General features: G+C 67.9%; 14 protein-coding genes and 1 tRNA gene. 8 read left to right on the top strand and 7 right to left on the bottom strand.

Going from position 1 to position 13,551, the window contains the following annotated elements; genetic code table 11:
- Positions 1–33: 33 nt before the first annotated feature.
- A complete protein-coding gene (locus PV781_RS11215; RefSeq protein WP_274775721.1) occupies positions 34–1,323 on the top strand; it encodes an NAD(P)/FAD-dependent oxidoreductase in 1,290 nt (429 codons plus the stop codon).
- A 53-nt stretch (positions 1,324–1,376) separates the two neighbouring features.
- On the opposite strand, the gene PV781_RS11210 is transcribed toward PV781_RS11215, so the two are convergent.
- Positions 1,377–1,739 carry a hypothetical protein gene (locus PV781_RS11210; RefSeq protein ID WP_274775720.1) on the bottom strand — a complete coding sequence of 121 codons (363 nt, stop codon included), beginning with the start codon at positions 1,737–1,739 and terminating at the stop codon, positions 1,377–1,379.
- A gap of 565 nt (positions 1,740–2,304) precedes the next feature.
- On the opposite strand from PV781_RS11210, the gene PV781_RS11205 reads away from it, so the two are divergent.
- A complete protein-coding gene (locus PV781_RS11205) occupies positions 2,305–2,979 on the top strand; it encodes a TetR/AcrR family transcriptional regulator (RefSeq protein ID WP_274776145.1) in 675 nt (224 codons plus the stop codon).
- A 142-nt stretch (positions 2,980–3,121) separates the two neighbouring features.
- Here PV781_RS11205 and PV781_RS11200 read toward each other — a convergent pair whose 3' ends face one another.
- Entirely contained in the window at positions 3,122–4,045 is a 924-nt protein-coding gene (locus PV781_RS11200; protein ID WP_274775719.1) for an NAD(P)-dependent oxidoreductase, read from the bottom strand.
- A gap of 109 nt (positions 4,046–4,154) precedes the next feature.
- On the opposite strand from PV781_RS11200, the gene PV781_RS11195 reads away from it, so the two are divergent.
- Together PV781_RS11195 and PV781_RS11190 are read left to right on the top strand one after the other, a co-directional pair.
- Positions 4,155–5,210 (top strand): LacI family DNA-binding transcriptional regulator, encoded by a 1,056-nt coding sequence (locus PV781_RS11195; RefSeq protein ID WP_274775718.1) that lies wholly within the window; start codon positions 4,155–4,157, stop codon positions 5,208–5,210.
- Positions 5,207–6,016, top strand: a complete 810-nt coding sequence (locus tag PV781_RS11190) for a TrmH family RNA methyltransferase (RefSeq protein WP_274775717.1) — start codon at positions 5,207–5,209, stop codon at positions 6,014–6,016. Before PV781_RS11195 ends, PV781_RS11190 begins: the two co-directional genes overlap by 4 nt.
- On the opposite strand, the gene PV781_RS11185 is transcribed toward PV781_RS11190, so the two are convergent.
- The 5 genes from PV781_RS11185 to PV781_RS11165 all read right to left on the bottom strand — a co-directional run bounded on the left by PV781_RS11185 (position 6,001) and on the right by PV781_RS11165 (position 10,563).
- Positions 6,001–6,720, bottom strand: a complete 720-nt coding sequence (locus PV781_RS11185) for an ABC transporter ATP-binding protein (RefSeq protein ID WP_274775716.1) — start codon at positions 6,718–6,720, stop codon at positions 6,001–6,003. The two genes, PV781_RS11190 and PV781_RS11185, sit on opposite strands and share 16 nt — an antisense overlap.
- A complete protein-coding gene (locus tag PV781_RS11180; protein ID WP_274775715.1) occupies positions 6,717–7,466 on the bottom strand; it encodes an ABC transporter ATP-binding protein in 750 nt (249 codons plus the stop codon). The genes PV781_RS11185 and PV781_RS11180 overlap by 4 nt, the downstream gene beginning before the upstream one ends.
- On the bottom strand, positions 7,463–8,398 hold the full coding sequence (locus PV781_RS11175; RefSeq protein ID WP_274775714.1) for a branched-chain amino acid ABC transporter permease: 936 nt from the start codon (positions 8,396–8,398) through the stop codon (positions 7,463–7,465). The genes PV781_RS11180 and PV781_RS11175 overlap by 4 nt, the downstream gene beginning before the upstream one ends.
- Positions 8,395–9,315, bottom strand: coding sequence for a branched-chain amino acid ABC transporter permease (locus PV781_RS11170; RefSeq protein WP_209100741.1), 921 nt, complete (start codon positions 9,313–9,315; stop codon positions 8,395–8,397). Before PV781_RS11170 ends, PV781_RS11175 begins: the two co-directional genes overlap by 4 nt.
- Positions 9,316–9,381: 66 nt before the next feature.
- Positions 9,382–10,563 carry an ABC transporter substrate-binding protein gene (locus PV781_RS11165; protein WP_425532390.1) on the bottom strand — a complete coding sequence of 394 codons (1,182 nt, stop codon included), beginning with the start codon at positions 10,561–10,563 and terminating at the stop codon, positions 9,382–9,384.
- Positions 10,564–10,817: 254 nt separating this feature from the next.
- Between PV781_RS11165 and mnmA the strand changes: the two genes are divergently transcribed.
- From mnmA to PV781_RS11145, 4 genes are all read left to right on the top strand, one after another.
- The gene (gene mnmA, locus PV781_RS11160; protein WP_274775713.1) at positions 10,818–12,023 is read left to right on the top strand and encodes a tRNA 2-thiouridine(34) synthase MnmA; all 1,206 of its coding nucleotides are present in this window, start codon (positions 10,818–10,820) and stop codon (positions 12,021–12,023) included.
- Positions 12,024–12,184: 161 nt separating this feature from the next.
- Positions 12,185–12,829, top strand: coding sequence for a class I SAM-dependent methyltransferase (locus tag PV781_RS11155; protein WP_209100735.1), 645 nt, complete (start codon positions 12,185–12,187; stop codon positions 12,827–12,829).
- Between the two features lie 97 nt (positions 12,830–12,926).
- Positions 12,927–13,003: transfer RNA gene (locus PV781_RS11150), tRNA-Met, on the top strand.
- A gap of 176 nt (positions 13,004–13,179) precedes the next feature.
- Positions 13,180–13,539, top strand: a complete 360-nt coding sequence (locus tag PV781_RS11145; protein WP_274775712.1) for a DUF805 domain-containing protein — start codon at positions 13,180–13,182, stop codon at positions 13,537–13,539.
- Positions 13,540–13,551 lie beyond the last annotated feature (12 nt).

Below are 13,551 nucleotides of genomic sequence, written 5' to 3'. Positions count from 1 at the left end.
GCTTCGGCGCGCGGCGCATGCGGCGTGCACGACATGAATCTTACCGGCCATCCCCCTTCCTGGTACGCCGCGACGGCGGACCTCCTGCCCGAACAGCCTGCCTTGCGCGGTCCCGTCACGGCGGACGTCGTCATTGTCGGAGCCGGCTATACGGGCCTGTCCGCCGCCCTGCACCTTGCCGAGCGCGGCCTCAGCGTGGTGGTGCTGGAGGGCGGACGCATCGCCTCCGGCGCCTCCGGCCGCAATGGCGGGCAGATCCATTCCGGCCAGCGCCGCGACGTGGACTATCTGGAAGGCGCCGTCGGCAAGGACGATACCGCCAAGCTCTGGGCGCTCGCGGAGGAAGCCAAGGGCTTGGTGCGGGACCTCGTCACGCGCCATGCCATCGCCTGCGACCTGTCCGACGGCCTGATCATCGCCGACCACAAGCCCAATTACGTCCCGATGACGCAAGCCTATGTGCGGCGTCTCAAAGCCGAGTACGGCTATGACCGCATCGACCTCCTGGACCGCGAGCAGTTGCGCGCTTTGGTGGGGTCAGACGGCTATTATGGCGGCATGATCGACCATGGGGCGGGGCACCTGCATCCGCTCAACTTCGCCCTCGGCCTGGCCCGCGCGGCTTTGGCGGCAGGGGCGCGCATCCATGAGGGGACCCGCGCGGTTCGTTTCCAGGAAAACGGGGCCGGCGGCGGCGTGACCGTGGTGACGGACGGCGGCGGCTCCGTGAAGGCCGACATGCTGCTCCTGTGCGGCAATGGGCTGATGGACGGGCTCGACGGGCGGGTGGACACCCATGTGATGCCCATCAACAACTACATCGCGGTCACCGAGCCCCTGGGCGCGCGGGCAAAGGAGATCATCTCCAATGGCGCGGCGGTGGCCGACAGCCGTTTCGTCGTGAACTATTACCGGATGACGCCGGACGGCCGCCTGCTGTTCGGCGGCGGCGAAAACTACCGCCGCACGCTCCGCGCGGACGTGAAGAGCTTCGTGCGGCCCTTCATGCTGCGCATCTTCCCGCAACTGGCGGACGCACGGCTGGATTATGCCTGGGGTGGTACGCTGGGCATCACCATGACCCGCCTGCCCTACGTGCGGAGGCTGTCGAGCCAGGTGATGGTCTCTGCCGGCTATAGCGGCCAGGGCGTCGCCCTCGCCCCGCTTTACGGCAAGATCCTCGCCGAGGCGGTGGCGGGGCAGGTCGGCCGGTTTGACCTGCTCGGCAGGCTGCCAGTGCCGGCTTTCTTTGGCGGCACCCTTCTACGCTATCCCATGATGGTGGCCGGCCTGACCTATTACGCGCTGCGCGACCGGCTCTGACCGGCCGCGACCGTCCGGCGCCGCCGGCCGGCGTTGGGATCACCAACCTGCGTTCACTTGCCGTCCATCATCTTGCGGGCCTCGGCGACGGCCTTGAGGCAGGACTGCTCGTCGCCGGCCGCCTGGAAATTCTGGGCGGCGTTGAGCGCTGCGGCCGGCCCGACCGGCGCAGGCAGGTTGCCCTCGGCCTGAGCTACCGACGAGGGGGTCGGCTGCCGATCAATCTGCGCGCCGATGCTCTGCGGCTGCGTGGGCGGCTTGGGAGCGGCGGACGGATCGGTGGCCTTGAGCCTCTGCTGGAGAGCCACGATCTGCTCGATGCACGGCTCCGCGCGCGCCTCGTCTGCCGCGAGGCCGGACAGTGCGGCAATGGCCGCGGCGGCGGCAAGGCCGCCAAGCTTCGTGCCGAACATCATGCGTCTTATCCGCTGTTGGGTCCGGAGCATCTGAACGCTCCTGACGACTGCCTGTGCGGAAAATGGCCCAGGATGCTCACAGTCTCAAGACGTACGCGGCAAGCCGTCGCGCCGTTCACCTCGGGTCGAGGCGTAGCCTGTGTGCAGCGCGCGCCGTTCCGGTCCCGGAAAGGGCGCGAACTGGCCCTCGGTCACCCGATGACAGGAAAGATGAGGGGAGGAGTGTCCGCCGCTTCGGAATGGACTTTCCCGTACGCCTGAGCGGCGAAGGGGAGGAGGGGAGGGAGGGAGGGAGGGAGGAGAGCGGGGGCGGTGCTCTCCTCCCTCCGGAACGGCCGGATCCCGGGTTGCGGTCCGAAATCAGACCGAACCGTTCAGTCAATGGAAGTGTTTTAGACCTCTTTCCCGACGCGCGCAACATCAAACCGAACGGTTCGGTCAAAATTTTTCTCTCACCCCCCCTGCAACGCTTGCCTTGCCTCAATTTCTACCGGAGAACATTTCTAAGCTCGCACGCGGGCTGAAGGGGGGCGTGGGTCCGGCAGGAGTTCACCAGTTGACGCATGTGGAGACGAGGGATTCGCCGGCCGCCGGGCAGGATCCGGAAAAGCGGCGCCAGATCCTTGATGGCGCCCGGCAGGTGTTCTTCGAGCGCGGCTTCGATGCCGCCAGCATGGGGGATATCGCCCGCGCCGCAGGTGTCTCCAAAGGCACGCTCTACGTCTATTTCGAGGACAAGGTGGACCTGTTCGCCTCGCTGGTCACCCACCAGTGCGACGGGACGGCGGAGCGCACCTTCCATCTGGAAGCCAGCGGCCTGGATCTGGCAACGGCGCTCACCAGGCTCGGCACGTCCTATCTGGAAATGATGGTTCTGCCCTGCAACGTGGCCATCCTGCGCACCGTCATCGCCATCGCCGGCAAGTTCCCAGAGATCGGGCGCCGCTTTCTGGAGGCGGGTCCCATGTCCGGCAACCGGCGAGTCGCCGCCTTCCTGAAGACGAAGGTGGACCAGGGCCTGCTGGAGATCGAGGACCTGGAGACCGCCGCCAGCCAGTTCCTGCTCCTGTGCAAGGATGGGGTGATGACCCCCATCCTGCTGGGCGGCTCGGAGGAGACGCCGTCCCCTGAGCAGATCGAGACGTCCGCGCGGCGCGCCGCCACCTTCTTCCTGAGGGCCTATGGTACGCGCGCCCCTTGCGGCGCGGGTGAAAAAGCGCCGGCAGCCGCGACGGGCTGAGCGCGCCTCGAGCCGGATCCCAGCACATTGAATTGCACGGCGATTCCATGTGCTCGGTGAATCCGCCTCTGTTCAATAAGCCAGAGCCGGATCCACCGACCGGATAGAGCCGCGTCGCGGCTCGATGTCGCCGGATCGCGCCCTAGCCCTCCTGCTCCAGCTGCGGCACCGGGCCGAGCGAGACGCCGTTCAGCTCCGCCACCACGTCGGAAATCTGCGGGACATTCCAGTCCCCCCGGCCGAGACCCTCTGCCGCCGCATAGACATTCTTGACGCTGGCGCCGACGAAATTGGCCGCCCCCACGGCGCTCGCCAGATTGTTCACGTAGCGCATGTCCTTGTGGGCGTTGGACAGCGTGAAGCGGTGGGCGTTCACATCCCGCTCCAGCACATATTTGAAGAAGGTCTGGTAGAAGCCGCAATCCATGCGCGAGCCGGAAATGACGCTGTCGAACACCTGCGGCGTCACCCCCACCTTGGCGGCGATGGCCAGTGCTTCCGCATAGATGGCGCCATAGCCCAGCGACAGGAAATTGTTGAGCAGCTTCATGGTGTGGCCGGCGCCCGGGCCGCCCACATGGATGATGCGCGCGGCGAAGGCGGCAATGGCCGGCTCGACCGTGCGAAAGGCAGCCTCTTCCGCCCCCACCATGGCGGAAAGCTTGCCCTCCTCTGCCTGGATCGGCGTGCCGCCGAGAGGGGCGTCGCAATAGTGGATGCCCTTTTCCTTCAGCTCCGCGTGCAGGGCCATGGTCAAGGCCGGCTCGGAGGTGGAGGTGTCGACGATGTGGAGCCCGGGCTGCGCGCCCGCCACCAGGCCCTGCGGCCCGCGCACCACCGCCTCAACCTGCGGCGCCCCGGTGACGCACAGGACAACGATGTCGGAAGCTGAGGCCAACTCGGCCGGCGTCTTCGCCTCGCGGGCGCCCCGCGCCACCAGATCCTCAACCGGAGCCCGGTTGCGATGGCCCATCACCGTGAGGGAAAAACCCTTCTCCACGATGTTCTTCGCCATGCCGTGGCCCATCAGCCCGACGCCGATGAAGCCGATCCTGGGCTTTTCCATGGGGTCTCTCCTTCCCTGCAGATTGCCTTTTGGTCGCGCGGATTAAATCGTTTAGCATGGATGAAACGCCCACATGAAACGTCTAAGAACAGCAATCGGGGGAGGGGCGATGGACGACACGCTGCATGCCGGCCGGGGCAAGGTGACGCTCCAGCGCCTGGCTCTGGAACTTGGCCTTTCCACGGCCACGGTCTCGCTCGCCTTGCGTGACAGCCCGGTGGTGGCGGAAGCCACCCGGCAGAAGGTGCAAGAGGTGGCGCGGGCGCGCGGCTATGTGGCCAATCGCGGTGCCGCCTCGCTGCGCACGGCGCGCACCAACATCATCGGGGTGGGCCTCCACGACATCATCAACCCCTCCTTCACCGAGCTTCTGGCCGCCCTGGAGGATGCGCTCAGTGCCGCCGGCAAGACGGTGCTGCTGGGCGTGGGGCAGGAGGACGTGGCGCGCCAGACGCAGGTGCTTGGCACGCTGGCGGAATACCGGCCCGACGCCTTCATCGTCTCCCCCGCCGCCGGCACCGGCGTGGATGACTTGCGGGCGCTCGCTGCCACCGGGATCGCCGTGGTGCAGGTGACGCGGGAGGTGGAAGGCTCCGGCTTCGACTTTGCCGGCTCGGACGACGTGACCGGCGTGCGGCTGGCCGTTTCCCATCTGGTGGCGCTCGGCCATCGGCGCATCGCCATGATTGGGGGCTTCGAGGCGGCGTCCACCGGGCGGCGGCGCTTTGCCGGCTACAAGGCCGGCTTGGAGGCGGCGGGCCAGCCCCTTGATCCAGCCCTCGTCATGACCGGCCGGGGCACGCGTGAGCATGGCCGCCATGCCATGGAGCAGTTGCTGGCCCTGCCCGAGCCGCCCACAGCCGCCGTCAGCTTCAACGATCTGTGTGCCTTCGGCGCCATGATCGGTGTCCAGGCCGCCGGGCTCGTGGTGGGCGAGGATGTCTCCATCGTCGGCTATGACGACATTGGCGAAGCGGCGCTGTGGCATCCCGCCCTCACCACGGTCTATACGCGCATTCCCGAATATGGCCGGGCAGCTGCAACCCTGGCATTGGCCCGCATCGCCGACCCCGCCCGGCCGGTGGAGCGGGTGGTGCTGGAACCGAACCTGGTGGTGCGCGGCTCCGCCGGGCCGCCCAAGCCGGTCACGCGCCACGCCAGATGATCCTGCCCGTTACCGATCCCGACGACCCCCGCATCGCCGACTTCCTCGCCGTGCGGGAACGCGACCTGGTGGGCCGGCAAGGCCGCTGCATCGCCGAGGGCGAGGTGGTGTTGCGCTTGCTCCTGTCGCGGCCCGAACACCGCATCCTCTCGCTGCTGCTCTCCCAGTCGAGCCTCGCCCGCCTCGCGCCGGCCCTTTCGGGCCTCGATCCGGCAGTGCCCGTGCACGTGGCCGAGCAGAAGGTGATGGACGCCATTGTCGGCTTCCACATCCATCGCGGCATCCTCGCCCTGGTGGCGCCCCGTCCGGTGCCGGAGGCCGCCACGCTCCTGGCCGAACTGCCGGAGCACGCCGTGGTGGCGGGGCTGGTGGGCATCACCAACCACGACAATGTGGGCGGCATCTTCCGCAATGCGGCGGCCTTCGGGGTGGATGCCGTTCTCATGGACGGCGCCTGCTGCGACCCGCTCTATCGCAAAGCCATCCGCGTCTCGGTGGGGGCGAGCCTGATCGTGCCCTATGCGCGGGTGGAGACGGGCGCGGGCATGATCGCCCTGCTGGAGGAGGCGGGGTTCGCCGTCGCCTCCCTCTCACCCGCGGGCGCGACGCCGCTGCATCGCCTGGCGCGGCCACCTCGGATCGCCGCCGTGTTCGGAACGGAAGGGCCAGGCCTGCCGGGCGAGATCCTGGCGCGCACCCACACCGTCTCCATTCCCATGGCCGCAGGATTCGACAGCCTGAACGTCGCCACCACCTCCGGCATCGTGCTCCACCATCTGGCGGTGGCGGGTCAGACGGAAAGATAAGTCGCGCGCACCTGCGGGTCCGCCAGCAGGTCGGCGGGCGTGCCAGCGAACACCGTCCGTCCCTTTTCCAGCACGACCATTCGGTCGGCGAGACCCGCCAGCACGTCCACATGCTTGTCGATGACGAGGATGGAGAGCCCCTCCCCCTTCAGGGTGCGGATGACGGCCCAGATTTCCGCCCGGATCAAAGGTGCGAGGCCCTCGGTGGCCTCGTCCAGGATCAGGAGGCGCGGATTGGTCATGAGGGCGCGGCCGATGGCCAGCATCTGCTGCTCGCCGCCGGAGAGCTTGTTGCCATAATGGCCGCGCCGCTCGGCAAGGCGCGGGAACAGGCCATAGACGCGCTCCAGCGTCCAGGCCGGCAGGCCGGCCCGCGCCGGGGCCGAGGTGGCGACGAGATTTTCCTCCACCGTCAGGGTGGGAAACACCTGCCGCCCCTCGGGCACGAGGCCGATGCCGGCGCGGGCGATGCGGTGCGGGGGCGCGCCCGCCATGGCGCCGCCGGAAAAGACGATCTCGCCCGCCTGCGGCGTGACCAGGCCCATGATGGCCCGCACCGAGGTGGTCTTGCCCATGCCGTTGCGCCCAAGCAGCGCCAGGATGCCCCGCTCGGGCACCTCCAGCTCCACGCCGAACAGGACCGGCGCGCCGCCATAGCCCGCCTTGAGGCCGCGCACGCTGAGGAGCGGGACAGGCGCGCTCATGCCTCGTCCCCCAGATAGGCGGCCCGCACGGCGGGGTCGGCGCGCACTTCGGCCCCGGTGCCGCAGGCGATGACGCGGCCGGCTACCAGCACGCTGATGCGGTCCGCGAGGCGGAACACCGCCTCCATGTCATGCTCCACCAGAAGGATGGGACAGTGCTGACGCACCTGCTCGATAAGCGTCACCATGCGCCGGCTTTCCTCCGGCCCGGTGCCCGCCATGGGCTCATCCAGCAGCAGGAGGCGGGGCCGGCAGGCGAGCGCCATGGCCAGCTCCAGCGCCCGCTTCTCGCCGTGGCTGAGATCCGCCGCACGGATATCCCCGCGCGCCTCCAGGCCCGCCATTGCGAGCAGATCCCGCGCCTCCGCCCTCTGCCGCCGCCCCGCATGGAAGGCCGGCAGCAGGCGGAAGGAGGGGCCGAAGGCGGCCTGGAGGGCGAAAGCGACGTTTTCCAGGGCCGTGAAGGCAGCAAAGACCGAGGTGATCTGGAACGAACGGGAGAGCCCCGCCTTGGCGCGCCGGTGCACCGGCAAGCGAGTGATGTCCCGCCCCTCGAACAGGATGCGCCCGCCATCGGGCGTCACCTCGCCGGCGATCTGCGAGACCAGCGTCGTCTTGCCCGCGCCATTGGGGCCGATGACCGCATGGATTTCGCCGGCATGGACGGACAGGTCCACCCCATCAGTCACCACCAGGGCGCCATAGGCCTTGGAGAGGCCGGAAATCTCCAGGAGGGGCGCGCTCATGCCGCCCTCCCCCGCCGCATCAGGCGCGCCAGAGCCGGCGGCAGCAGGACCAGTAGCACCAAAAGCGGGCCGAACAGAATGCGCCAATGCTCGGTGAAATGGGCGAGCCCTTCCTCCACCAGCACCACGCCCAATGCGCCGATGATGGCGCCCGTGAGCGTGCCCATGCGCCCCATCAGCATGCCGCCGGCCACCACCATCACGATCAACTCGCCCGAGCGGTGCCAGGACAGGTAGGCCGGGGAGACGAACTCGGTGAGGTTTGCGAACAACGCCCCCGCCAGCCCCGCCAGGGCGCCGGCGAGCGCATAGGCGACGAGGCGGTAGGGATAGGGATCAAGGCCCAGCGCCCGCGTGCGCCGCTCATTCTCCTTGGCCGCCCGCAAGGTGCGGCCGAAGGGCGAGGACAGGAGGGTGAGGCACACAAGGAAGGTGGCCGCCAGGAAGCCGAGGGTGGCGTAATGGAAGGGCACCGCCCCCTTCAGCCAGCGCTGGCCGGCGAGCGTGGAACGCACCGCCAGGGGGAGGCCGTCATCGCCCCCATAGGCGGACAGGCTCTGCGTCACGAAGAAGGCCATTTGCCCGAAGGCCAGGGTGATCATGATGAAATAGACGCCGCGCGTCTTCAGCGCGACGGCGCCGGTGACGAGCGCGAACAGCCCCGCCACCGCCATGGCCGCCGGAAAAGCCCACAGGGCGTCCGTCACACCCTCCTCGGCGAGGATGCCCACCGCATAGGCGCCGATCCCCATCACCGCCGCATGGCCGAAGGAGACGAGCGCGCCGGCCCCCAGGATCAAATCCAGGCTCACGGCGGCGATCGCCAGGATCATGCCGCGCGCGATGAGCGACAAAAGATAATTGTCCGCCACCAAAGGCGCGGCGGCGAGCAGGGCGAACACAGCGAGCGGCAGGAGAAAGCGCGCCATCATGCCGGCGCCGGGAACAGGCCGCGCGGCCGGAAGAAGAGCACCCCCGCCATCAGCAGATAGATGGACATGGAGGCGAGCGCCGGTCCCGCCTGGGTGGCGGCGGAGGCGCTCATGATGAGCTTCAGGAGATCGGTGAGGAAGGAACGGCCGAGCGTATCGATCAGCCCCACCAGCAGCGCCGCCACGAAGGCCCCCCGCATGGAGCCGATGCCGCCGATGACGATGACCACGAAGGCGAGGATGAGAAGCCCATCCCCCATGCCCGGCTCCACCGACAGAATGGGCCCTGCCAGCGCCCCGGCAAAGGCAGCCAGCATGGCGCCGAAGGCGAAGATCTTGGCGAACAGGCGGCCGATATCCACGCCCAGCGCCGAGACCATGGGCGCATTGGTGGCCCCCGCCCGCAGCAGCATGCCGGTGCGGGTGCGGGTGACGAGAAGATAGAGCCCGCCCGCCACGGCGAGGCCGGCGCCGATGAGCACCAGCCGGTAGACGGGATAGTTCAGGCCATCCATCAGCCGCACCGAGCCGGAGAGCAAGGCCGGCATGGGGATGGACAAGGGCGCCGAGCCCCAGGCCATCTTCACCGCCTCGTTCACGAACAGGATGACGCCGAAAGTGGCCAGCACCTGCTCCAGGTGGTCACGGCCATAAAGCGGGCGGATGACCAGGCGCTCCAGCACGAGCCCCAGCACCAGAGCCGCGCCAAGCGCGAGCGGCAGGCCCAGCCAGAAGCTGCCGGTGAGCGCGGTGGCGGTCACCATGAGATAAGCGCCCAGCATGTACTGGACGCCATGGGCGAGGTTGATCACGTCCATGACGCCGAAGACGAGCGTCAGCCCGGCCGCCACCAGGAAGAGGAGGATGCCGAGCTGAAGCCCGTTGAGAAGCTGGACGAGAAGCAGCGTGGTGGACATGAGCCTTCAGGGTGCGCCGTCAGGAAATGCGGGCGCCGGCAGGGAGGGATAAGCCCTCCCCGGCCGTCACTTCATGGCGCACTTCTCCGCATAGGCATCGCCATAATTGGAGAAGATCTTCTCGGCCACTTCCGTCTCCACCTTGCCGTCGGGGCGCTTGGCCACCTTCACCAGGTAGAAGTTCTGGATCGGGAACTGGTTGGTGTTGAACTTGAAGTCGCCGCGCACGGAGGTGAAGTCGGCCTTCTTGAGAGCGGCGCGCACGGCCTCCTTGTCGGAAAGTTTGCCGCCGGTGGCCTTCACCGCGCTGTCGATGAGCTTGGCGGCGTCATAGCCCTGCGCCGCATAGAGCGCGGGCACATAGCCATATTCCTTCTCGAAGGCCGCCACGAAGGCCTTGTTGGCCGGCACGTTCAGGTCCGGCGCCCAGGCAGCGCCAGAATAGAAGCCGAGCGCCGCCTCGCCGGTGGCGGGCAGCGTCGTTTCGTCCACCGTGAAGGCGGACAGGAACGGAATGGTCTCGGCAAGGCCCGCCTGGCGATACTGCTTGACCAGGTTCACGCCCATGCCGCCGGGCATGAAGGTGAAGAAGGCATCGGGCTTGGCGGCGGCGACCTTGGCAAGCTCGGCAGAGAAGTCGAGCTGGCCGAGGGGGGTGTAGATCTCGTCCACCACCTCGCCCTTGAAATAGCGCTTGAAGCCGGCGAGCGCATCCTTGCCCGCCTGGTAGTTGGGCGCCATCAGCACGACCTTCTTGTAGCCCTTGGACTGGGCATACTGGCCGAGCACTTCGTGGTTCTGGTCGTTCTGGTAGGAGGCGGCGAAAAAGAAGGGGCTGCATCCCGCGCCTGCAATGGGGGAAGGCCCGGCATTGGCGGAGATGAGGAAGGTGTCGTTGGCGGTCACGGGCTTGACCACCGCGCCAGCCACATTGGAGAAAACGAGGCCGGCGATGAAGTCCACCTTGTCGCGCTCCATCAGGCCCTTGGCCTTTTGGACGGCGACGTCCGGCTTCAATTCGTCATCCACCACGATGACTTCCGTCTCCTGTCCGCCGAGCTTGCCACCCAGTTCCTTGACCGCCAGCAGGAAGCCGTCGCGCATGTGCTGGCCCAGCACCGCCGAGGGGCCGGACAGGGTGGCCAGGAAGCCGATCTTCACCGGGTCAGCCAAGGCCGGCGCGCCCGCGCCCATGGCGATGCCCGCGGCGGCCAGTCCCGCCAGTGTGAAGCCCCTCAACCCGACCATGGTCATCCCCATCGTGGAAGTTTCGTTGCGGCACACTTGCAGAGAGCCGCCCGGCTCACAAGAAGCCTTTCGCCAAAAGCCACTCTTTGCACATGGACGAGACCGCCCAGCCACCTTTGCCCACGGACATGCCGCCCTCGCGCCATGCCCATGCATCGACACCGGATTGCGATCGCGCCGCGCGCACCTATAGTAAATGGAGAGAATGGCCGTCGCCCGCCCCTTTCGGCGCGGCCTGACAAAGACAGAACCGGATGACCCCTTTCCTCTCCCGCGATGACATCATCGACCTGATGGGCGCCGACCCGGCCGGGACGCGCGTGGTGGTCGCCATGTCCGGCGGCGTCGATTCCTCCGTGGTCGCCGCCCTGCTGGCCCATGCCGGCTATGACGTGGTGGGCGTGACGCTCCAGCTTTACGACCATGGCGAGGCCGCCCACCGCAAGGGCGCCTGCTGCGCCGGACAGGACATCTATGATGCCCGCACGGTGGCCGATAAGCTGGGCATCCCCCATTACGTGCTGGATTATGAAAGCCGTTTCCGGGCGGAGGTGATCGAGCGCTTCGCCGACAGCTATGCCTCCGGCGTCACCCCCATTCCCTGCGTGGACTGCAACCGCACGGTAAAGTTCCGCGATCTCCTCGCCACCGCCGAGGACCTGGGCGCCGACATCCTGGCCACGGGCCATTATGTCTCAAGCCGCCTCCTGCCCGATGGGCGGCGGGTGCTGAGCCGCGCGGCCGAGGAAAGCCGAGACCAAAGCTATTTCCTGTATGCCACCACGCCCGAGCAACTGGCCAAGCTCCGCTTTCCGCTCGGCGGGCTGCGCAAGGGCGATGTGCGGGCGCTGGCGCAATCCTTCGGGCTGGTGGTGGCGGACAAGCCGGACAGCCAGGACATCTGCTTCGTGCCCGGCGGCGACTATGCCGAGGTGGTCGAGCGCCTGCGTCCCGAGGCGGGCGAGGCGGGCGATATCGTCCACCTGGACGGACGGGTGCTGGGGCGCCACCGGGGCGTGATGCACTACACCATCGGCCAGCGGCGTGGCCTTGGCCTGTCGACGCCGGACCCGCTTTATGTGGTGGCCATTGATGCCGCGCGGCGCGAAGTGCGCGTCGGCCCGCGCGAGGCGTTGAAGGTGCGCACCATCCGCATCGAGGACGTGAACTGGCTGGGTGACCTGCCCTTTGCCGCCGCCTGCGCCTCCGAGGCGGAGGTGTTCGTAAAGGTGCGCTCCACGCGCCCGCCGGCGCCGGGGCACCTGGGCACCGACGCGCAAGGGGCGCCTCTGGTTCACCTCCATGACGGGGAAGAGGGTGTTGCACCCGGGCAGGCCTGCGTGTTCTACGATGGGGCGGAAGGCGCGGCGCGGCTCCTGGGTGGTGGCACCATCCTGCGCACGCTGCCCGCCGAGATGGCGCCGCCCACGCCGGCACCTGCGCGCGCGCAAGTGGCGTGAAGGGGGCGGCAGACGACCTCCTTGGGGGTCGCACAGCCGTCTTGGAAGTGTGACTATTTGAAGTGTGACTATTGGGCGTGTGACCACAGGACGAGGCCCACGCTTGGCGACACTGGGGTGCGCGGGCGGGGCAAGCCGGCGAGGCTGGGGCGAAGAGAAAAATGGCGGTTCAGTACGATCTCGAGGGCCAGAAGAAGGTCTATGCCAAATGGGCCCCCATCTATGATGCCGTTTACGAGAAGCTCCTTGCGGATGCGCAGAAGAAGGCGGCCCATGCGGCGGCCCGCTGCGGCAATGACATCCTGGAAGTGGGCGTCGGCACCGGCCTCGTCCTGCCCTATTACCCCCGCACCTGCCATGTGACCGGCATCGACCTGTCATTCGACATGCTCAAGAAGGCGGTGGCCAAGACCCATCGCCGGCAATTGTCCAATGTCTCGCTTCTGGCCGCCATGGATGCCTGCGCGCTGGGCTTCCCGGACCAGCGCTTCGACGCCATCACCGTTCCGTTCGTCATCACGCTGGTGCCGGATCCGGAAGGCGCCCTGGACGAGATGCGCCGCGTGCTGCGGCCGGGCGGCGAGATCATCATCGCCTCCAAGTTCGGTGCCGATTCCGGCCCCACCATGCATGTGGAGGCGGCGCTCGCCCCCCTGGTGAAGAAAGTGGGCTGGAGCATTGCCTTCCGCCCGAGCCGCCTGCATGCCTGGGCGGCGCGCCATCCCGACATGGAAGTGGTCGGCATTGCCCCCGTCTTCCCGGCCGGCTTCTTCAAGCTGGCACGCCTGCGCCGGAAGGCCGGTTGAACGGCTGTGGGCAAAGGCCCGTCTCTTTCTTGACAGCCTGCGGCGCGCGCTCCTATATGCGCGCTCCATGCGCTGGGCGGCTCGCCCGGCCGGTCGTGGCAGCGTAGCTCAGTTGGTGAGAGCGCCGGATTCATAACCCGGAGGTCGGCGGTTCAAGTCCGCCCGCTGCTACCACCTCTTTCCGTTTTCCGCTCCGATATCTCTTCCCTGCGTGAGCGCGCAGCTGATCGCGCGCATGCATTCGCACTTCCCTCGGCGGCGCTTGTGGGATGTGATGCGACATGCAGGGGCGCGGCCGCCGACGACCGAGGTAGATCGCGGGACGAACCGGCAGGATGCGGGAGGGGGAAATGGGATTTACGCAGGCGATTTCCAGCGGCCTGTCCAACTACGCCACCTTTCGCGGGCGCTCCTCGCGCAGCGCATTCTGGTGGTTCTACCTTTTCAACTTCCTGGTCTCTCTCGGCGCGGCCATCATCGGCTCGCTGGTCTCCGAGACTGCGGGAGAAGTGCTGCACCTTCTGGTGACGCTGGTCTTCCTGGTGCCCAACATTGCCATCGCCGCCCGGCGTCTTCACGATATCGGGCGCAGCGGCTGGTGGCAGTTGCTGGCCGTCACGCTGATCGGCCTGCTGGTACTGATCTATTGGTGGGCGCAGCCCTCGCGGCCCGGCCCGAACGCCTATGGCGCCGGGCCGGACCTCGTCTGAGACGTTCTTTGG

Origin of the sequence: Aquabacter sediminis, from assembly GCF_028863665.1 — a bacterium.
In the GTDB taxonomy this organism is placed as follows: domain Bacteria; phylum Pseudomonadota; class Alphaproteobacteria; order Rhizobiales; family Xanthobacteraceae; genus L1I39.
This window is presented reverse-complemented; position numbering and strand designations above follow the sequence as displayed.

Coding starts and splice junctions, on each gene's coding strand:
- PV781_RS11215 (WP_274775721.1), top strand. CDS start 34: ATGAATCTTACCGGCCATCCCCCTTCCTGGTACGCCGCGACGGCGGAC.
- PV781_RS11210 (WP_274775720.1), bottom strand. CDS start 1,739: ATGATGTTCGGCACGAAGCTTGGCGGCCTTGCCGCCGCCGCGGCCATT.
- PV781_RS11200 (WP_274775719.1), bottom strand. CDS start 4,045: ATGGAAAAGCCCAGGATCGGCTTCATCGGCGTCGGGCTGATGGGCCAC.
- PV781_RS11195 (WP_274775718.1), top strand. CDS start 4,155: ATGGACGACACGCTGCATGCCGGCCGGGGCAAGGTGACGCTCCAGCGC.
- PV781_RS11190 (WP_274775717.1), top strand. CDS start 5,207: ATGATCCTGCCCGTTACCGATCCCGACGACCCCCGCATCGCCGACTTC.
- PV781_RS11185 (WP_274775716.1), bottom strand. CDS start 6,720: ATGAGCGCGCCTGTCCCGCTCCTCAGCGTGCGCGGCCTCAAGGCGGGC.
- PV781_RS11180 (WP_274775715.1), bottom strand. CDS start 7,466: ATGAGCGCGCCCCTCCTGGAGATTTCCGGCCTCTCCAAGGCCTATGGC.
- PV781_RS11175 (WP_274775714.1), bottom strand. CDS start 8,398: ATGATGGCGCGCTTTCTCCTGCCGCTCGCTGTGTTCGCCCTGCTCGCC.
- PV781_RS11170 (WP_209100741.1), bottom strand. CDS start 9,315: ATGTCCACCACGCTGCTTCTCGTCCAGCTTCTCAACGGGCTTCAGCTC.
- PV781_RS11165 (WP_425532390.1), bottom strand. CDS start 10,563: ATGGTCGGGTTGAGGGGCTTCACACTGGCGGGACTGGCCGCCGCGGGC.
- mnmA (WP_274775713.1), top strand. CDS start 10,818: ATGACCCCTTTCCTCTCCCGCGATGACATCATCGACCTGATGGGCGCC.
- PV781_RS11155 (WP_209100735.1), top strand. CDS start 12,185: ATGGCGGTTCAGTACGATCTCGAGGGCCAGAAGAAGGTCTATGCCAAA.
- PV781_RS11145 (WP_274775712.1), top strand. CDS start 13,180: ATGGGATTTACGCAGGCGATTTCCAGCGGCCTGTCCAACTACGCCACC.